An 18,626-nucleotide genomic window follows, 5' to 3' on the forward strand; every position below is an offset into this window, starting at 1 on the left:
CATGGCACTTTTGCTCTACCGCCTCGGCAAGTTCTCCTACCGGCACCGCTGGCTTGTCATCTCCGTATGGCTCGCGGTGTTGGTGGCCGTCGGCGGCGCGGCAGCCGCTTTCCACGGCACCTTGTCCAACAACTTCCAGATCCCGGGAACCGAGACCCAGCAGATGGCGGACAAGCTCAAAAATGAGCTCCCCGCATCCTCCGGCGGCTCCGCGAGTGTGGTTTTCGAAGCGAACGATGCCCAGTTCAGCCAGGCCGGAAAGGAAGCCGTCACGGCTGCGCTGGCCAAGCTCAAGACGCTCCCCGACGTTCAGGGAACGGTTGATCCGTTCGCCACCCAGGCGCAGCTGGATAAGGCGGGCACGGATCTGGCAGCAGGCCAGGAGCAGTCCGCCGCCGGGAAAGCCCGGCTGGAGCAGTCCGCCGCAGAACTCGCGGCAGGAAAAGCCAAGCTGGACGCGGCCGAGCAGCAAATGACGGCGGCCGGTATGGCGCCCGCCGCGATCGAGGCACAGCTCGGCCAGCAGAAGGCGGCCCTCGCCGACGGTCAGGCAAAGCTGGACGCCGGCACCAAGGACCTCCAGGCAGGCGAAGCCAAGCTGGCCCTGGGAGCACGCCAGATGGAAGCCTCGAAGGGCCTCCGTTTCGTCTCCGAGGACGGCAAGGCCGCGATTGCACAGGTCCAGTTCAAGACCTCAATCAACGGGCTCAAGCCAGAGGTCCGCCAGGAAGTCCAGGACATCGCCAAGGAGGTTTCCGCCGCCAACGTCACTGCGCTGCCCAGCAAGGAAATCAGCGAAGACATCTCTGAGCTCTTTGGCACCGCCGAAATTCTCGGCATCGCCGTAGCCGCCCTGGTGCTGATCATTATGCTCGGGACCCTGATCGCCGCCGGACTTCCACTGCTGATGGCAATTGTCGGCGTCGCCGTCGGAGTGGGCGGCACCTTTGCCCTCAGCGGCACTATGGACATGAGCTCCATCTCGCCGATGCTGGCACTGATGCTTGGCCTTGCGGTCGGGATCGACTACTCCCTGTTCATCGTCAATCGGCACCGCGGCCAAATGCTCGCGGGCATGGACCCCGAGGAGTCAGTGGCGCTGGCAACCGGCACCTCCGGCAACGCCGTGCTCTTCGCCGGCCTCACCGTGATCATCGCCCTCGCAGCCCTGGTGGTCCCGGGTCTTCCGTTCCTCGCCGTGATGGGCCTCTCGGCCGCGGCGACGGTGGCCGTCGCCGTCGTCGTTGCCCTGACACTGACGCCGGCCGTCCTCTCCCTGGTGGGCCGAAAACTGATCTCTAAACGGGCCTGGGCCAAGGCGGAAAAGCACAATGCCGCGCCCGGCCACGAAACCGATGACCGTGCCAAGGACGAGTACCGCAGCAGCCACGGCTGGGGCGGTGTGGTAACCAACCACCCGTGGCTGGCCCTGCTCGCCGGAGTGGTCCTGCTCGGGGTTGTGGCGCTGCCGGCCAGCCAGCTCCGGCTCGCCCTGCCGGACGCCAGCTCCGAGCCGGTCGCCTCGCAGGCATTCAAGGCCTATGACGTCACCAAACGAAGCTTCGGTGAGGGCATGACCGGCCCGATCATTGTGGTGGGTGACTTCCCGGCGGGACTCAGCGTAGCCGAGGCCCAGGCCAAGCAGTTCGACGTCGCGGACATCCTGCGCGGAACCGACAATGTCAGCGCAGCCGTGCCGCTGGCCCTGAGCGAGGACCGCCGGACCGCCGTGTTCCAGGTCATTCCGAAGGAAGGCCCCGCCAGCGCCAGCACCGTCCGGGTGGTCTCCGAACTCCGCGCCGAGAAGGGCCAGATCAAGGACTCCACCGGCGTCAGCATCGGCCTCACCGGCCAGACCGCCGGCAACGTCGATGTGTCCACCAAGCTCGGTGACGCGCTGCCGCCCTACCTGATGATTGTGGTGGGCCTCTCGCTGGTCCTGCTCCTGCTGGTGTTCCGCTCCATTTGGGTTCCGCTGCTGGCGACCGGCGGTTTCCTGCTCTCGCTGGCCGCCGCCTTCGGAGCCGTCGTCGCGGTCTACCAGTGGGGCTGGCTCGGGGCTGTCTTTGGCGTCGAGAACCCCGGTGCAGTGCTGAGCTTCCTGCCCATCATCCTGATCGGTGTGCTGTTCGGCCTGGCGATGGACTACCAGGTGTTCATCGCCTCCGGCATGCGCGAGTCATATATGCACGGCGAATCGGCCAAACATGCGGTCCGCTCCGGCTTCAGCCATGCCGCTGCGGTGGTTACCGCCGCCGCGATCATTATGGTCAGTGTGTTCTCGGGCTTTATCTTCTCGCACCTGAACATGGTCCGGCCGCTCGGCTTTGCGATGGCCTTTGGTGTGCTGATTGACGCCTTTGTGGTCCGGATGACGATCGTTCCGGCCGTGATGTACCTGCTCGGCGAAAAGGCCTGGTGGCTGCCCCGCTGGCTGGACCGGATCCTGCCGGATGTGGACGTCGAAGGTGCCAAGCTGCGCAAGCCCAATGCCGACGCCGGGGATCCCGTCGCGGAAAGCGCCGGAACCGCTGCCCGGTAGCTCCACCGGCTGCCCCCAAGCACCAAACTGGCCGCCCGCTGATCACTCTGATCGGCGGGCGGCTCTGTTGTGGGCACGTTCGAGGGTGGCCTTACCGGTTACTCATTGGGCCCCTTGGCGGCTCTTCGCCCGGGCACGAAGGAGCGTCCTGGCCCGTTCGCGGCGTTCGCGGCGTTCGCGGCGTTCGCGGCGTTCGCGGCGGCGGTCGCGGCGGTCGCGGTTGCTGGCCACCGCTGGGTCCGGCTGCGGCGGGTCTGCACCTTTTCCCGCGCTTGCTTCTGCACCTGCACCCGCGCTTGCTCCTGCACCTGCACCCGCGCTTGTCCCCGCGCCTGCTTCTGCACCTGCACCCGCGCTTGTCCCCGCGCCTGCTTCTGCACCTGCACTTGCCCCCGGTAACGGAGGGGCGGTGGAGTGATAGCTGTGGCCGGTGGGGGTGGTGACTTCAAGGATGTGCCGTTGGCCCGGCAGTGGTCCAGGGCGTGGCCGTGAGCTCCAGCCGGGGGTTTCTTTGGTGTGGTTGCAGGCTTCACAGAGCCCGGCGCCGTTGCTGTGTCTGGTGGTGCCGTTGTGGTGCCAGGGGATGATGTGGTCGGCGTGCCGGATCGGGGCGTCGCAGTACGGTGTGCGGCAGGTCTGGTCCCGGATGGTGAGGAAGCGACGCAGCCCGGGCGGGAAGAGCCGGGCCTTCGACTCCACCGCTGTCAGCTCGCCCGGGCCGGGCGCGGTGAAGAGCCGGCGGAGCCAAACGTTCAAGGCCGTGTTTTCGCCGTTACCCGGGTTGGCAAGAACTTCGCGGGCCCAGCCGGCGGGGACGATGCCGTAGCCGGGGAAGCGGGCGGGTTCGCTGTCGGCCTGGAAGAGGGTGCGGTCGGTCATCACGAGTTGGATCTCGATGCCGCTGATACCCCCTGGGGTTCCAGTGGTGCGCTCCACAAGGGCATCCGCCATGAGCTGGCCACGGGTCCGGGGGTCCCCGCCGGCGCGAAGGCTGTCTGCATTCCTGCTCAGGGCTGCGTGGACAGCCACGCCCTCGGTGACAGGGAGCAGGGCGGTCAGATAACACATGGTGTCCGGGGCCGGGCGGAGGCTAACGTGGCGTTCGGCGGCGGCGTGGCTGGCACGGCCGGTGACGGAGCGGGGGTCGCGCCGGTAGGCCGCGGTGCGGGCCGCGGCGACGAGCGCACGGTCTCCGGCGCCGTCGAAGGTTCCGGTGTCCGGCGCCAGTTCCTCATCCACGGCGCAGCGGCCGTCGGCGCACAGGCACGCGGTTTCACGCACGAGGAGGGTGGCGCGCCATTCGTTGAGCTGCCCCGCCTCCAGCGCGGCCAAGGTGTGGGGCATTTCGGTGACCAGGGCCTTCGCCAACCCTAAAAGCCGGCTGCCTTTGGCGGGTGATTCGCGGCGGGCGAGGGCGATCTGCGCCCCGACCCCGGCACCGAGCTCCGCGGCCGGCATCCCGGCGTCCGACTGTTCGCGGCGCTGGAGCAGATCGAAAGCGACGGACAGCCGGGCCTGACGGGCGGCCAGGGCGGACTTTTGGTCCTCCAGGGACCGGATTTCAGCAATTAGCCAGGCAGCGTCCGGCACAGGCACGTCGCTCCCGAAAGCCATGGCTGCCTCTTCCGTTCCCGGCTTCTTCCCGCAGCCAAAGGCGCAGGTGCACCCCATTGCTGCCGGAACCGCCGCGGACGACCCATAACCGTCCATAGGTCAAGTGTTCCGCAGGGCTACGACATTATTGAACGCCTATAGAAGCCGGCCAACCGCTTCGAAGGCCAGCTCCGCCACCCGCCAATTCAGTTCGATCCGCCGTGTACTGCTCTCGGGCAAACTAATCTCCTGAAGCGCGCGGCCGGACATCGCCAGCACGCAGCGAAGGTTCCCTTCCGGTCCTTGATTCCCCTTTATGAACGAACTTTCCCAGTGGCCTCGGACATTAGGTCACCTCGACTACCGGCACAACGAACTAGGCTGGAGCGGTGACCCGCCTCATTCTTGCCTCCCAGTCCCCCGCCCGAACCAAGCTGCTCACCGACGCCGGAATCCGGCACGAGATCCTCGTCTCGGACGTCGACGAGGATGCCGTCCAGGCCCGCTACGGCGTCACGGACCCGCACGATACCGCGCTGCTGCTCGCCCGCGCCAAGGCCGAGGCCGTCGCCTCCCTGCCCGAAGCCGACGGCGCGCTGGTGATCGGCTGCGATTCCGTGTTTGAGTTCGACGGCGAGGCGCACGGCAAGCCCTACACGGCCGACGTCGCCAGGGAGCGGATGCTCCGGATGAGCGGCGGCAAAGGCGTCCTGCACACCGGGCACTGGCTCGTTGACTGCCGGGACACCGAGGGCACCGACGAGTCCCAGGCCGCCGGCTCCGGCGCCACCCTCGGGCACGTCACCTCCGCCGAAGTCCACTTTATGGAGATGACCCCCGAGGAAATCGACACCTACATCGCCACCGGGGAGCCGCTGCAGTGCGCCGGCTCCTTCACGATCGACGGCTACGGCGGGGCGTTCATCCGCAAGGTCGACGGGGACCCGCACGCCGTCGTCGGGCTGTCCATTTCCACCCTCCGCGGGCTGCTGGGACAGGCGAAAGTAGGCATCACCGAATTGTGGACCAGCGGTGCCGCCGATCCCGCCCTCCTCCGGGCCGAGTGAGCTAATTCGCACGCACTTGTAGCAACCCTACAAAGGCAAGGGGCTTTACCCGCGGAATCCGCAAGTAATATCGGCGGAACCCACAAAACCGCGCTAGGCTCCCTGAAGGAAAGAAGGAGACGCCTTGTCAGCAAATTCGGAGCAGTCCGCAAATCCCGTGCAGCGATCAGCCCAAGAAGGCACCGCCGTAGTAACCCACCCCCTGAGCAAGGTGCTGATCGCCAACCGCGGCGAAATCGCGGTGCGCATCATCCGCGCCGCCCGCGATGAAGGCATCGCCTCCGTAGCGGTCTACGCGGACCCGGACCGCGACGCCCTGCACGTAAAGCTTGCTGATGAGGCCTACGCCCTGGGCGGCAACACCGCCGCCGAGTCCTACCTCGTGATGGACAAGCTGATCGAGGTGGCCCACCGCTCCGGCGCCGACGCCATCCACCCCGGCTACGGCTTCCTCGCCGAGAACGCCGAGTTCGCCGCCAAGGTGATCGACGCCGGCATCACCTGGATCGGGCCCTCCCCCGCCGCGATCGCCGCCCTGGGCGACAAGGTCCAGGCCCGCCACATCGCCGAAAAGGTCGGCGCACCGCAGGTTCCCGGCACCGCCGACCCGGTGGAGTCGGCCGAGGAAATCCTTGAGTTTGTGGACAAGTTCGGCTTGCCGATCGCCATCAAAGCAGCCTTTGGCGGCGGCGGGCGCGGCATCAAGGTGGCCCGCACCCGAGAGGAAATCCCCGAACTCTTCGAATCGGCCGTCCGCGAGGCTGTCGCCGCCTTCGGCCGCGGCGAATGCTTTATTGAGCGCTTCCTGGACGCCCCGCGGCACGTCGAGACCCAGTGCCTCGCCGACGCGTACGGCAACGTCGTGGTGGTCTCCACCCGTGACTGCTCGTTGCAGCGCCGCAACCAGAAGCTCGTCGAGGAGGCACCGGCCCCGTTCCTCACCGAGGAGCAGAACCGCCGGCTCTACGAATCCTCCAAAGCCATCCTCAAGGAGGCCGGCTACCTTGGCGCCGGCACCTGCGAGTTCCTCGTGGGCCAAGACGGCACCATCTCCTTCCTCGAGGTCAACACCCGACTCCAGGTAGAGCACTGCGTCTCCGAGGAAGTCACCGGCATTGACCTTGTCCGCGAGCAGTTCCGGCTGGCCCGCGGCGAGGAACTCGGCTACGGGGACCCGGAGATCCGCGGCCACTCGATCGAGTTCCGCATCACCGGCGAGGATCCGGGCCGGAGCTTTATGCCCGCCCCCGGCACCATCACCCGGCTGTTGAACCCGACCGGACCCGGCGTCCGGATCGACTCCGGGGTGGAGCAGGGGGACGTCATCAGCGGCAACTTCGACTCGATGCTCTCCAAGCTGATCATCACCGGCGCCACCCGCCCGCAGGCCCTGCAGCGCGCCCGCCGCGCCCTCGAAGAGATGGTGGTTGAGGGAATCCCCACCGTCATCCCGTTTGACCTCGCCGTCGTCACCAACCCGGATTTCGCCCCCGCCGAGGGCCCGTTCAAGGTCCACACCCGCTGGATCGAGACGGCGTTCGTCAATGACATCCCCGCGTGGACGCCGACCGGCACCGAGGCTGAAGCGCCCGACGCCGTCGAACGCCAGCGCGTCGTCGTCGAGGTCGGCGGCAAACGCCTTGAGGTCGTCCTCCCTGCATCGTTGGGTACCGGCGGCGGCGCCGCTAAACCGGCTAAGGCGAAGAAGCGTTCGCGCGCCGGCGGGGCCCTCGCGGCGGCCGGCGGCAACGCCCTGACATCCCCCATGCAGGGAACCATCGTGAAGGTAGCTGTCGGCGAGGGGGACCTTGTGGCCGAGGGTGACCTTGTTGTGGTGCTCGAGGCCATGAAGATGGAACAGCCGCTCACAGCGCACCGCGCCGGCATCGTGATCGGACTGACAGCGTCCGCCGGCGAGACGGTCTCCGCCGGCGCCATCATCGCTCTGATCGAGGACGCAGCCGGCCAGTAGCTTCCCGGCCACTGCTGCACGGGCAGGACGCAGGCGCGCCTCTGGCGCAGCGCTCTTCCGCCCGTGCAGACTTGGTCTGTGAAACCTTTCCTGCTCCTCGCGTCCCGGGCCGAGGACGCCGCCGCCGAGGATGAATACGAAGCCTACCTGCGCTACGGCGGCCTCGAACCCGCGCAGCTGACGCGCATTCGGATGGAAGCCGCGCCGCTGCCCCCACTGGACCTGTCCGATTACTCGGGGGTGATCGTAGGCGGGAGTCCGTTCACCTCCAGTGATCCTGCCGGGCAAAAAAGCGACGTCCAGCACCGGGTGGAGCGTGAGCTCGCGGCCCTGCTCGACCGGATCGTGCCTTTGGATTTCCCGTTCCTCGGTGCCTGTTACGGCGTGGGTACGCTCGGCCGGCACCAGGGCGCCGTGATTGACCGCACTTACGGCGAGGGGCTGGCCGGTGTGAGCATCAAGCTGAGTGCGGAAGGCCTGGTGGATCCCCTGCTGCGGGGTCTGCCGGAGAGCTTCACGGCCTTCACCGGCCACAAGGAAGCCTGCACCCTCCTTCCTCCCCACGCGGTGCTTCTGGCCAGCTCCGCCGCCTGCCCGGTGCACATGTTCCGGATTAAAACCAACCTGTACGCCACCCAGTTCCACCCCGAGCTCGATGTTGACGGGTTGGCGACCCGGATCGATATCTACCGCCATGCCGGGTACTTCCCGCCGGATTCGGCCGAAACGCTGCTGGCGGAGGTCAGGCGGTCCACCGTCACGGAACCGATGCAGATCCTGCGAAACTTCGTGGAGCGCTACTCCCGCTAGCCTGCCCCTAACAACCCTCCCGCAGATCCTGCCGCCATCCGAACAACCCTCCCGCATCCTCGGAATCGACCTGCGGGAGCGTCGGCCCCTTCCCGACCGGACCTGCGGGAGCGCCGCGACACCGAAATGCCCGGCGTGTTCGGTGAACACGCCGGGCATTTCCGCTCCCTACCAGGCCAGGGAGCGGGCCTGGGATCGAGGATTAGGAGACGTTGTTGGTGTACTCCAGGTCGCGGGTTTCCTTGCTGACGAAGAGTGCGATCAGCGTCAGCACGGACATGGCGGCAAGGTAGATGCCGACCAGCACTGGGCTGCCCTTCGCCAATTCCCACAACCAGACAGCGATGAACGGGGCCACCGCGGCACCGAGGATGCTGGAGAAGTTGTAGCTGATGGCGGAGCCCGTGTACCGCACGTTCGTCGGGAACAGCTCCGGCAGCAGCGCACCCATCGGCCCGAAGGTCAACCCCATCAGCGAAAAGCCGATGATCAGCAGCGCCATGGTGCCCACGAAGCCGGCACTGAACAGCGGGACAAAAAGCAGGCCGAAAACGAAGATGCCGGCGGTGACGACGATAAGCATCTTGCGGCGGCCGTACTTTTCGGCCAGCGGCCCGGAAACCAGTGTGAAGATGCCGAAGAATACGACGCCGGCAATCAGCATCCACAGGAAGTCGTTGCGGGTGTAGCCCAGGCCGGGGACGAACGCTGCTGCAGCGGCCTCCGTCATCGGCTTGCCGGCCTTCTCGGCTGCGGCCTTGGCGGTTTCAAGGCTGGAGGCGCGGGTGCCGTAGGTCAAGGTGTAGGTGGTCATCAGGTAGAACAACACGTAGGTGGCGAGCATAATAAACGTCCCGAGAATCAGCTGGCGCCAGCTCGACTTAAAGACCCGGGCCAGCGGCAGCTTGGCAACTTCTTTGGATTCCAGGACCTTGGTGAACGCCGGGGTTTCGATCAGTTTGAGCCGGACGTAAAGGCCGATGATCACCATCACGGCGCTGAGCAGGAACGGCACGCGCCAGCCCCACGCCTCGAAGGCGGCCGGCGTCAGGGTGTAGCTGAACACCAGGAAGATCACGTTAGCGATGATAAAGCCGATCGGGGCACCCAGCTGCGGGAACGTGCCGTAGATGGCACGCTTGTTCACCGGCGCGTTCTCGGTCGCCAGCAGCGCCGCGCCGCTCCATTCCCCGCCGAGGGCCAGCCCCTGGGCGAAGCGCATAACAACCAGCAGGGCAGGCGCCCAGAAGGTCCAGCCGGGAACGGTCGCCGTTGGCAGGCAGCCGATCAGGAAGGTGGCGATACCCATGGTCAGCAGCGAGGCGACCAGGGTGCCCTTGCGGCCAAACTTGTCACCGAAGTGGCCAAAGATCACGGACCCGAGCGGCCGGGCAACGAACGCGACGCCGAAGACAGCGAAGGAGCTCAACAGCTGGGTGGTCTCGTTTTGACCGGGGAAGAACAGTTTGGGGAACACGAGCACGGCGGCGGTGGCGTACACGTAGAAGTCGTAGAACTCGACGGTGGTCCCGATCAGGCTGGCGACGATAACGCGGCCGCGCGAGTTCACCGGCTTGGCGGACCCCTGCTCTGCGGAAGTGGCAGTGGATGACATGTAGTAGCGCTTTCATAAAGACCGGACCGGTGATGATTGAGACCGCCCGGATGGGGATAAGTAGGATTACATGATAGTTCCACAGTCCATCCAATGGACAAGTGTTCCACTATTTGGACACCGGGATTCGTCTCACGTGGTGCTCATCACACTACGCCCCACGCCACCCCTAACACCGTTACAAACGCGCCGATAGCCAAACGTCACAGCACGTTAACAAACGGCGAGGCTCCCGGAAACGCGGCTTACCTTACTGCCGGCGGCCGGCTTCACCTTCACCACCTCGGAAATCATCTGGCTCATTTCCATGCCGAGCCTGGTCGGCGCCACCCCCGGGATCCCTATGCCTTTATGGTCCGCGCTTCGGCGGCCGCAACTGGACCATCGGCCCGGCCCTGCTGCTGCTCATCCCCTCAACTGGCCTGGCCCTGTGCGTCTCCAACCCGGAGACCCCCTTCGGCACCATGCTCTTCGTGGCAGCGCTGGCCGGCTTCGGCGGGGGGCAACTTCGCCAGCTCGATAGCCAATATCACCTTCTTCTATCCGGCCCATGAAAAGGGCTGGGCGCTGGGGCTAAACGCCGGCGGCGGAAACCTCGGCGCCGCCGTCGCACAGCTCGCCGTCCCAACCGCCACCACACTCCTGGCCTAGTTGACTTGGAGACGAGAATGCCGGGCGCCTAAAGACCCCCGGCATTCTCATTCAGAATGCCGTCCAGCACTTCGGCTGTGGTTTAGTTCCTGATGCCACCGTGCCTGCTGCATGCTCCCTGCCGCGTGGCGCTGGGCCAGATGTAACCGTCCTTGCAGATGATCGTGCCCCCGACCGGAGCGGGTACCGCGGGGACTGCAGGGACCACCGGAGGAGCCGCAGGAGCGGGAGCGGGGGCCCGTCGGGCGGCAGCGTCTGCCGCAGCCTTATCCGCCGCTGCCTTGTCAGCAGCAACTTTGTCAGCCGCTGCCTTGTCTGCAGCAGCCTTCTCCGCCGCTGCCTTGTCTGCAGCAGCCTTCTCCGCTGCCAACTGGTCCGCAGCAGCCTTCTCCGCTGCCAACTTATCGGCGGCAGCCTTTGCAACGATCTTCTTTGACTCCGCTTCCGACAACCACACCAGACGCTGATCCGCGCCCATCGTGCAAACAAAGACATCGCCGTTGTAGCTTTTAGTCTCGTTGACCGTCAGGCAGGCCGACTTCGCCGGATTCGTGGCTGTCGGCGTCGGCGTCGGCGTCGCGTTCGCGGATGCTTGCGGAGAAACCAGTGAAGACCTGCTTTGGTTGCCCGTCGACGAAGCCGTCGCTCCGCCAACAATGCCACCGACGATGAAAAGGGCAATTCCCGAGCCGGCAACCAGCAGTGCGCTCTTGCGGTGCGGAATGCCTACCCACGATCGCCGCTTGAACAACAGCGCGTAGAGTCCGGTCACCACGGCAATGAGGCCCAGGAGGATCAGGACGGCACCAAAGCCTCCTGCAGCGGCGAATAGGAGGGCCAGAAGGAACACAACGACCGCAACGACCCAAAACAGGACCCTCGGGCGCCAACCGAACTTCGTGCGCGGCGAAGCTTTTGAAAAATCGAGCATATTTTCCCCCGGGAAATTAAGAATGATGCGATTGAGGCGACGTCACATTAGCAGCATGACGAAGGGCTTCAACGCTGGCCTCGGGTTCGGTTCGCCGGCAGTCAGCGGCCCTCGTTCCGGGTCCAGACGGCATCAGGCCAGCCGCGGCCCGTTATCGGCTTCCGCGTCACGGGAATCGGGCATCGGCCGGAAGCCCGGTAGCATCGGGGCCATGAGCGCCGACGACGACGACATCACCGAAGAACTCCTGACCGACGCCGACAAGCTGACCGGGCTGAGCCTGGAATTGCTGGGCCTGGACCCACATCCGGCGGACATGACGCCGGAACAGCGGCTCCAGTTTGACCCGGAAGACTTGGCTGAAATGGCAGCCCTCGGGCCAGAGGACCGCGGGCAACAAGTGCAACAGGCCCGACTTCTCGCCGGTCTCTTGTGGAATTCCTCCAGCATCCTGATCGACCAGCTCTTCCGCGACCTGGGTAACCTGAGCCAGCTGCAGTCCGTCACGGCGTCCGAAATCGCCGGGACCTCCGTGCTGTCCTCGCTGCCGCCACAGTTTGCGTCCAGCTACGACGCTAAGTTCACCCAGAAGTTCATCGTCGTCGCCGCCGACGTAACAGCCTCACTGGTCCGTGGCTGGACCGCACCCGGGTGCCTTGCCGCCGAACTCGCCGTCCGCTGCCTGCTCGACCAGGCGGAGATCACCGAGGATATCTACGAACTCGACCTCCCGGCCGACTGGCGGGCACAGGTTGATGAAGTCCTGCTGGCGGACGCGGACAGTGCAGCGCTGTACTCAGAGGGCCTCGCCGTCCTGGAGGACGACGCCGACCAACTGGGCTTCGAGCACTGGTTCCAGCCTTTCGGTGCCGGGGACACGGTCCCGCCTTACGCCTGCTCCTGAGCCGCCGCAGACTACATGTGGACGTGCAGGCGCCGGGCGGCTTCGGAGATCGACCCGCTCAGCGACGGGTAGACGGTGAAGGTGCTGGCGACGTCGTCGACGTGCATTTTCTGGGTGACCGCGAGGGAGATCGCAAAAATCAGCTCGGAAGCGTTCGGACCCACCACAACACCGCCGATGACGGTGCCGGAACCCTTGCGCGCGAAGATTTTGATAAAACCGTCCCGGTGGTTGCGCATCTTGGCGCGGGCGTTGCTGCGCAGCGAGAGCTTCACGATGTCGGCCTGGTATTTGCCCGATTCAATCTCGGCCTCGGACACACCCACGTTGGCGATCTCGGGCGAGGTGAAGATGTTGGAGGCCACCTGGTGCAGCTTGAGCGGGGCCACACTGTCGCCCAGGAAGTGCGCGATAGCAATCCGGCCCTGCATCGCGGCCACGGACGCGAGCGCCAGCACACCGGTGCAGTCGCCGGCGGCGTAAATGTTCGGCGCTGTGGTGCGGGAGACGCCGTCTACCTTGATGTGCCCGCTCCCGGTGAGCGCGACGCCCGCCTCCTCGAGGCCGATCCCTGCGGTGTTCGGGATGGAGCCGACGGCGACCAGGCAGTGGCTGCCGGTGACCTGGGAGCCGTCTCCGAGGGTGACGATAACGCCGTCCGCGGTGCGCTCGACGGACTCTGCGCGGACCTGGGAGAGGACCTTGACGCCGCGGCGTTCGAAGACGCCTTCCAGCACCTCGGCGGCATCGGTGTCCGAGCCGGGCAGCACCCGGTCGCGGCTGGAAATCAGGGTGACTTTGGACCCGAGCCCGTTGTAGGCGGAGGCGAACTCGGCGCCGGTGACACCGGAGCCCACCACAATCAGGTCCTCGGGCAGCTCATCCATGTTGTAAATCTGCGCCCAATTCAGGATCCGCTCGCCGTCCGGCCGGGCGGTGGGCAACTCCCTGGGGTGTGCCCCGACGGCGAGCAGGATCGCGTCCGCTTCGATGGTCTCGGTGCCGTCGACGGTGAGAACCTCGATGGTGTGGTTGTCCAGCATTTTGCCGGATCCCAGCATGATCCGGACGCCCTGGTTTTCCAGGCCGCGCTGGATGTCGGTGGACTGCTGCCGGGCCAGCCGCAGCAAGCGGTCATTGATGTGTTTGAGGTCCGCGCGCATCGTCGGGGTGCAGTCTCCGCCGTCGACGTCGAACTTGACGCCGAGCTCACCGGCCTCGCCGACCCGGGTCATCAGGTCCGCCGTCGCAATCAGGGTCTTGGACGGAACAACGTCGGTGAGCACCGCTGAGCCGCCGAGCCCCGCACGTTCAATGATGGTCACCTGTGCGCCCAGGGACGCTGCAACCATGGCTGCTTCGTAGCCGCCGGGCCCTCCGCCCAGGATTGCGATACGGGGTGAGCTGAAATCGGGATGCGTAGTCACAATCAGCCATTGTCCACCATCCGGACCGTCACCACCAAGAATCCCGCCCGCCCAGAACAGCCCACAACACAGCGCGCGGCGCTGGGCAGTACCCGGCCGGCAGGATAACTTGTGAGGGTGAGTACAACAGAATTCCTGAACACTGACCCCTTCGACGCCGCCCGCGCCGCCGCCGACTACATCGCCGAGGAGACGGGCGTCGACTCCCACGACGTCGCGCTGGTGCTCGGTTCGGGTTGGGGCGACGCCGCGGAACTGATCGGCGAAACCACGGCGACACTCTCCGCCGACGAAGTCCCCGGCTTCTCCTCCCCCTCGGTGGTGGGCCACGTTGGCACCATCCGCTCCGCGCTGACCAAGGAGGGCAAACGCGCGCTGGTCCTGGGCGCACGCACCCACTACTACGAGGGCAAGGGCGTCCGCGCCGTCGTCCACGGGGTGCGCACCGCCGCCGCGGCCGGCTGCAAGACCCTCGTCCTGACCAACGGCTGCGGCGGCCTCAACGAGGACTGGACGCCCGGCACTCCCGTGCTGATCAGCGACCACATCAACCTCACAGCCACCTCACCGCTCGAAGGGGCCACGTTCGTGGACCTCACCGACCTGTACTCCGCACGGATCCGTGGCCTGGCCCGCGAAGTCGACCCCACGCTGGACGAAGGCATCTATGCCCAGTTCACCGGCCCGCACTACGAAACCCCGGCCGAAGTGCAGTACGCCAAGCGGATCGGCGCGGACCTGGTGGGCATGTCCACCGCCCTGGAAGCCATCGCCGGCCGGCATGCGGGCATGGAGGTGTTCGGCATTTCGCTCGTCACCAATCTCGCCGCCGGCATCAGCCCGTTGCCCCTGAGCCACGGGGAAGTCCTCGAAGCGGGACAGGCAGCCGGACCACGGATCTCCAAACTGCTCGCCGAGATCATCGCCAAGCTCTAAGGGCTCAGCTCCCCACGGCAAGGTAGCGCAGCGCCTTCCGCCTGTCCTGCGGGAAACGCCGATCCATCGAGTCCGCTATCCCGGCTATGGTCTGCCGCGCCAGGGCCTGCCGCCAGGCGAGTTCGGCCTGGCGCATGGTCTGGGAGATCAGGCAGGTCCGGACAACGTTGCGCTCCATGTCGGCATCCGGGACGCTTGCCATGATGCCTTCGCAACGGAACACCGGACCGGCACCTTCCAGGGCAAGCACGATATCGAGGACTGTAACGTTTTCCGGCCTGCGCGCCAGGTGGAACCCGCCACGCGGGCCGGAAACGGAAACAAGGATACCGGCCCGGACCAGCGCCTGGAGCTGCTTGTTCAGATACGCACCCGGAAGGCTGTAATACTCCGCCAACCGGGCACTGTTAACCGCCTCGCCGGCCGGTGTCCAAGCCATGTTAACGCAGCTGTGAACGGCCCATTCCACCCCCCGGCCCATCTTCATGTTCCAGACGCTACGTGTCCGGAAAAATAGCTGTCAAGGCCCGGAGCACCAGCCGGTTGTGATCGATCTTTCAGGGGACTCTCGCTTGTCGGGAAGGCATCCGCCGCTAATGCGGCTAGTTTGGTTGCTATGACGTCTTCTGATGCCGAACTCGCCCGACTGCTGAGCGACGCCCGGGCTTGGGCCACCCAGGACCCTGATCCCGCCACCGCCGCCACCCTGACCGAACTGATCCGCCTCGCCGACGACGGCGCCGCGTCGGCCCGACAGGAGCTCGCGGACAGTTTCAGCGGAACCTTGCAGTTCGGCACCGCCGGCCTACGCGCGGCCCTCGGGCCCGGCCCGAACCGGATGAACCGCATGGTGGTCCGCCGCGCCGCAGCAGGCTTCGCGGCCTTCCTGACCGGCACGGTCGCCCACGCCGCCCCCGGCACCCGGCCACGCGCCGTCGTCGGCTACGACGCACGGCACAACTCGGATGTCTTCGCGGAAGAAACCGCCGCAATCCTCGTCGCTGCCGGCATTGACACCTTCCTGATGCCGTCAGCCCTGCCCACCCCGCTGCTCGCCTACGCGGTCCGGGCGCTGGAGTGCGACGGCGGTGTGATGGTGACCGCCAGCCACAACCCGCCGCAGGACAACGGTTACAAGGTGTACCTCGGCCGGCACGCCGTCGAGGAGAGCGGCCGCGGCGCGCAGATCGTGGCGCCCTACGATGCCCTGATCGCAGCCAAAATCGATGCGGTCGGCGGGCTGTCCGGCGTCGCCCTCGCCACGGCGGGATGGACCGTGCTGGATCCGTCCATCGTTGCCAGCTACGAGGCCGCCGCCGCGGCACTGGCCATGCCGGCGGACTTTCCGGCCCGCGACCTCAACATCGTCCTGACCCCGATGCACGGGGTGGGCGGCAAAACCGCCGTCGCGGTGCTGCACGCGGCCGGTTTTGCCAACGTTACGGTGGTGAGCGAACAGGCCGAGCCGGACCCGGACTTCCCCACCGTGAACTTCCCCAACCCCGAAGAGCCCGGCGCCCTGGACCTGGCCCTCGAGACCGCGGCCCGGGAGGATGCGGACATCGTGATCGCCAACGACCCCGACGCGGACCGCGCAGCGGTTGCTGCCAAGGACCCCGATACCGGATCCTGGCGGATGCTGCGCGGCGACGAGGTCGGCGCGCTGCTCGGCGCGCACATCGTGGCCCGGCTGGCAGCCGCCGGCAGCACCGAAACCACGGCAGGTGTTTTCGCTAATTCGATCGTGTCCTCGCGGCTGCTGGCACGGATCGCGGCTGCGTCAGGCTACGCCCACGAGGAAACCCTCACCGGCTTCAAGTGGATCGCCCGCGTTCCCGGCCTGCTGTACGGCTACGAAGAGGCGCTGGGTTACTGCGTCGCCCCCGACCTGGTCCGGGACAAAGACGGGATCTCGGCGGCGGTACTGATCGCGGAATTCGCGGCCGCGGCCAAGGCTCAGGGCAAAACCATCTTCGACACCCTCGACGAGCTTTACCTGGTGCACGGGCTCCATGCGAGCGACCAGCTCAGCATCCGGGTCGCAGACCTGGGCCTGCTGGACGCCATGATGAACCGGCTGCGCGTCAGCCCGCCGGAGTCCTTTGGCGGCTCCGCAGTCGAGTCCATCACGGACCTCGCGGACGGCAGCGATCAGCTGCCGCCCACCGACGGCCTGCTGTACCTGACGAAGGACCTCAGCCGCATCATCATCCGCCCCAGCGGCACAGAGCCGAAGCTCAAGTGCTACCTGGAGGTCATCCGCACCGTCGGATCGGCCGCCGAGCTGCCCGCAGCGCGGCACGAGGCACGCGCCGCGCTTGACGGCGTGCTGGCAGATGTCCGCGAGGCGCTCGGGTTGTAGCCTCCGGGGCTACAGCTCGACCTCAATGTACCCGCCCACAATCCGGGTACCGAAGGTCGGGAGCCGAATTCCCGGCGTGCCCAGGCACTGCCCCGTTGCGAGGTCGTAGACCTCCTTGTGCAGCGGTGGAGCGAACGTATGGCGCATCCCGCGGGAGCTGGTAATCCCGCGGGCCATCACGTGCGCCGCGGTGGCCGGGTCCTCGTGGCCGACCGCAAAAACCTCGCCGGACGCGGTCCGGAACACCGCCACCTGGTGCCCGGCCATCAGTGCCGCCTCGCCCCAGGCCGTGGATGCCATGTGGAGCACGGCGCACGAGATGGGCGTTTACAGGGAACTCGTGGCGAGCCTGAAGACCACTGTCGCCACCGCAGTGGTCGGTCCCATTACGGCGCAGCCGCTGATCGATGCCGGGCTGCAGCCGCTGGTCCCGGACCGGTTCCGGCTGGGCGCCCTGATCCGGCTCGTGGTGGAGCACCTTGCCCTCAACCACGTCCGCCGCCTGGATACCGTCTCGGGCCGGGTGGAACTCCGCGGCCGCTCCCTGCGGATCGATGGTGGTCCGGTCGAGCTGACTCCGGCCCGGCTGCTGCTGCTGCGGGCGCTGCTGGGCGCCGGCGGCGCTGTGCTGTCCCGTGAGTCACTCTCCGAGCTGTTGGGACTCCGCGGTTCCGTGCACGCCCTGGACATGACCGTCAGCAGACTGCGCTCCGCCCTGCCCGATGGCCGGCTGGTGGAAACCGTGGTGGAGCGCGGCTACCGGATCGGCGTGTGACGCACGCCATTACCGGCCGGTAAACATTGGGAAACGGAACCCCAAAATCCGGCAACACCGGTGAAACACCCCGGAAAGATCGCCCGCCTAGGCTGGGGACCATCAAGGACTCCGGCCACACCACCGGCCGCCATCGAAAGGGCCTCACCATGTCCGCCAGTTCCCCCGTTCCTGCTCCGTCAACTGCCCGGCCCCGGATCGTTATTGCCGGCGCCGGCCCCGCCGCGCAGGCCCTGGTCCGCCAGCTCACCCGGACCCCGTTCGCCGGCGGCATCACAGTGCTGAGCAATCGGGATGATGCTTCCGGGCAGTTGCTGGAACTCGCGGCCCTCCCGCAGGTTTCCGTGCGGCTTGGCCAGCCGGCGAGCTACATCGACCCGGACAGCCGCTGCGTCACAACCTCGGATGGCCTGGAATTCAACTACGACCACCTGGTGATCGCGACCGGGTCCTCGCCCGCCGGCGCCCCGCTCCCGGGTGGGGGCCGGTGCCTGAACTACGCCACCATCGATGACGCGGCCCGGCTGGGCGAGGCCGTCAGGGATATCACCCGCGTCCTGGGCCGCAGGCCCCTGGGGATCCTGGTTGGCACCGGGACCGCCGCGGGTCAGGCCGAGGCAGTGTTGCGCGCCCGTGGTATCCGCCCCGTCCGCACCACGCGGCGTCCGGCCTCCGTGGTGGCCAACCTTGCCGGTTCCACACCCCCCGCCGGCGGTCTTGTGTTCGAGGACGGCTCCGTGATGGCCGCGGACCTGGTGGTTCTGGCCGAGGAACCGATTGCCCGGGACGCCCTCGCGGTCAGTGCCGGGCTCACCACAGCACGGCACGGCGGCATCGTCATCGGCCGCGACTTCCGCACGTCCGTGCCTGGAATCTGGGCCATCGGGGACGCCGCAGTGTTCGACGGCGTGCGCTTGGGGCTGCTGGTGGCCGCTTCCTCCGCCGCTTCCGTGTGCGCCTCGCAACTGCTTCAGGACGGCCTGCCGGAGTTCCTCTCGGAGGCCGCCTGAACCGCTGCCGGCCTGCCGGGCGGACGCCCGC

At 66.9% G+C, this 18,626-nt stretch carries 14 protein-coding genes and 2 pseudogenes; 10 read left to right on the forward strand and 6 right to left on the reverse strand.

Annotated elements, in window-relative coordinates; genetic code table 11:
* The first annotated feature begins 1 nt into the window (after window position 1).
* On the forward strand, window positions 2–2,542 hold the full coding sequence (locus ABIB49_RS04955) for an MMPL family transporter (RefSeq protein ID WP_226773635.1): 2,541 nt from the start codon (window positions 2–4) through the stop codon (window positions 2,540–2,542).
* A gap of 102 nt (window positions 2,543–2,644) precedes the next feature.
* Here the strand turns inward: ABIB49_RS04955 and ABIB49_RS04960 are convergent, their stop codons facing one another.
* Window positions 2,645–4,156: an HNH endonuclease gene (locus ABIB49_RS04960; protein ID WP_354156781.1), complete on the reverse strand. Its 1,512-nt coding sequence runs from the start codon at window positions 4,154–4,156 to the stop codon at window positions 2,645–2,647.
* 368 nt (window positions 4,157–4,524) lie between these two features.
* On the opposite strand from ABIB49_RS04960, the gene ABIB49_RS04965 reads away from it, so the two are divergent.
* The 3 genes from ABIB49_RS04965 (at window position 4,525) to ABIB49_RS04975 (ending at window position 7,984) form a co-directional block, all read left to right on the forward strand.
* Window positions 4,525–5,202 (forward strand): Maf family protein, encoded by a 678-nt coding sequence (locus tag ABIB49_RS04965; RefSeq protein ID WP_253033322.1) that lies wholly within the window; start codon window positions 4,525–4,527, stop codon window positions 5,200–5,202.
* Between the two features lie 157 nt (window positions 5,203–5,359).
* Complete coding sequence (locus tag ABIB49_RS04970) at window positions 5,360–7,174, forward strand: acetyl/propionyl/methylcrotonyl-CoA carboxylase subunit alpha (RefSeq protein WP_354156798.1); 1,815 nt, start codon at window positions 5,360–5,362, stop codon at window positions 7,172–7,174.
* Window positions 7,175–7,252: 78 nt separating this feature from the next.
* A complete protein-coding gene (locus ABIB49_RS04975; protein ID WP_226773638.1) occupies window positions 7,253–7,984 on the forward strand; it encodes a glutamine amidotransferase in 732 nt (243 codons plus the stop codon).
* Window positions 7,985–8,186: 202 nt separating this feature from the next.
* On the opposite strand, the gene ABIB49_RS04980 is transcribed toward ABIB49_RS04975, so the two are convergent.
* Window positions 8,187–9,599 carry an MFS transporter gene (locus ABIB49_RS04980; protein WP_226773639.1) on the reverse strand — a complete coding sequence of 471 codons (1,413 nt, stop codon included), beginning with the start codon at window positions 9,597–9,599 and terminating at the stop codon, window positions 8,187–8,189.
* Window positions 9,600–9,852: 253 nt separating this feature from the next.
* Here ABIB49_RS04980 and ABIB49_RS04985 point away from each other — a divergent pair.
* Window positions 9,853–10,247: pseudogene (locus ABIB49_RS04985) on the forward strand (MFS transporter); the annotation flags it as partial.
* Between the two features lie 85 nt (window positions 10,248–10,332).
* On the opposite strand, the gene ABIB49_RS19285 reads toward ABIB49_RS04985, so the two are convergent.
* The gene (locus ABIB49_RS19285) at window positions 10,333–11,181 is read right to left on the reverse strand and encodes a DUF3761 domain-containing protein (protein ID WP_282359231.1); all 849 of its coding nucleotides are present in this window, start codon (window positions 11,179–11,181) and stop codon (window positions 10,333–10,335) included.
* 211 nt (window positions 11,182–11,392) lie between these two features.
* Here ABIB49_RS19285 and ABIB49_RS04995 point away from each other — a divergent pair, with 211 nt between their 5' ends.
* The gene (locus tag ABIB49_RS04995) at window positions 11,393–12,085 is read left to right on the forward strand and encodes a hypothetical protein (RefSeq protein WP_354156783.1); all 693 of its coding nucleotides are present in this window, start codon (window positions 11,393–11,395) and stop codon (window positions 12,083–12,085) included.
* 11 nt (window positions 12,086–12,096) lie between these two features.
* Here ABIB49_RS04995 and ABIB49_RS05000 read toward each other — a convergent pair whose 3' ends face one another.
* The gene (locus tag ABIB49_RS05000; protein ID WP_354156784.1) at window positions 12,097–13,512 is read right to left on the reverse strand and encodes an NAD(P)H-quinone dehydrogenase; all 1,416 of its coding nucleotides are present in this window, start codon (window positions 13,510–13,512) and stop codon (window positions 12,097–12,099) included.
* 117 nt (window positions 13,513–13,629) lie between these two features.
* Here ABIB49_RS05000 and ABIB49_RS05005 point away from each other — a divergent pair, with 117 nt between their 5' ends.
* Window positions 13,630–14,448 carry a purine-nucleoside phosphorylase gene (locus tag ABIB49_RS05005; protein WP_354156785.1) on the forward strand — a complete coding sequence of 273 codons (819 nt, stop codon included), beginning with the start codon at window positions 13,630–13,632 and terminating at the stop codon, window positions 14,446–14,448.
* Between the two features lie 4 nt (window positions 14,449–14,452).
* Here the strand turns inward: ABIB49_RS05005 and ABIB49_RS05010 are convergent, their stop codons facing one another.
* Entirely contained in the window at window positions 14,453–14,935 is a 483-nt protein-coding gene (locus ABIB49_RS05010; RefSeq protein ID WP_226773644.1) for an RrF2 family transcriptional regulator, read from the reverse strand.
* Between the two features lie 129 nt (window positions 14,936–15,064).
* Between ABIB49_RS05010 and ABIB49_RS05015 the strand changes: the two genes are divergently transcribed.
* Window positions 15,065–16,810, forward strand: a complete 1,746-nt coding sequence (locus tag ABIB49_RS05015; RefSeq protein WP_354156786.1) for a phospho-sugar mutase — start codon at window positions 15,065–15,067, stop codon at window positions 16,808–16,810.
* 9 nt (window positions 16,811–16,819) lie between these two features.
* On the opposite strand, the gene ABIB49_RS05020 is transcribed toward ABIB49_RS05015, so the two are convergent.
* The gene (locus ABIB49_RS05020; protein ID WP_502913759.1) at window positions 16,820–17,131 is read right to left on the reverse strand and encodes a nitrite reductase small subunit NirD; all 312 of its coding nucleotides are present in this window, start codon (window positions 17,129–17,131) and stop codon (window positions 16,820–16,822) included.
* On the opposite strand from ABIB49_RS05020, the pseudogene ABIB49_RS05025 reads away from it, so the two are divergent.
* Together ABIB49_RS05025 and ABIB49_RS05030 are read left to right on the forward strand one after the other, a co-directional pair.
* Window positions 17,088–17,585: pseudogene (locus ABIB49_RS05025) on the forward strand (winged helix-turn-helix domain-containing protein); the annotation flags it as partial. The gene ABIB49_RS05020 and the pseudogene ABIB49_RS05025 overlap by 44 nt on opposite strands.
* 149 nt (window positions 17,586–17,734) lie before the next feature.
* The gene (locus ABIB49_RS05030) at window positions 17,735–18,595 is read left to right on the forward strand and encodes an FAD-dependent oxidoreductase (RefSeq protein ID WP_283479853.1); all 861 of its coding nucleotides are present in this window, start codon (window positions 17,735–17,737) and stop codon (window positions 18,593–18,595) included.
* The last annotated feature ends 31 nt before the right edge of the window (window positions 18,596–18,626 follow it).

The sequence above is a fragment of the Arthrobacter sp. UYCu512 genome, from assembly GCF_040547075.1.
Classification (GTDB): Bacteria; Actinomycetota; Actinomycetes; order Actinomycetales; family Micrococcaceae; genus Arthrobacter.

Bases quoted from the DNA above. Each gene is read 5' to 3' on its own strand.
- ABIB49_RS04995 (WP_354156783.1), top strand. From the start codon at position 11,393: ATGAGCGCCGACGACGACGACATCACCGAAGAACTCCTGACCGACGCC.
- ABIB49_RS19285 (WP_282359231.1), bottom strand. From the start codon at position 11,181: ATGCTCGATTTTTCAAAAGCTTCGCCGCGCACGAAGTTCGGTTGGCGC.
- ABIB49_RS04980 (WP_226773639.1), bottom strand. From the start codon at position 9,599: ATGTCATCCACTGCCACTTCCGCAGAGCAGGGGTCCGCCAAGCCGGTG.
- ABIB49_RS04960 (WP_354156781.1), bottom strand. From the start codon at position 4,156: ATGGCTTTCGGGAGCGACGTGCCTGTGCCGGACGCTGCCTGGCTAATT.
- ABIB49_RS05015 (WP_354156786.1), top strand. From the start codon at position 15,065: ATGACGTCTTCTGATGCCGAACTCGCCCGACTGCTGAGCGACGCCCGG.
- ABIB49_RS05030 (WP_283479853.1), top strand. From the start codon at position 17,735: ATGTCCGCCAGTTCCCCCGTTCCTGCTCCGTCAACTGCCCGGCCCCGG.
- ABIB49_RS04955 (WP_226773635.1), top strand. From the start codon at position 2: ATGGCACTTTTGCTCTACCGCCTCGGCAAGTTCTCCTACCGGCACCGC.
- ABIB49_RS05010 (WP_226773644.1), bottom strand. From the start codon at position 14,935: ATGAAGATGGGCCGGGGGGTGGAATGGGCCGTTCACAGCTGCGTTAAC.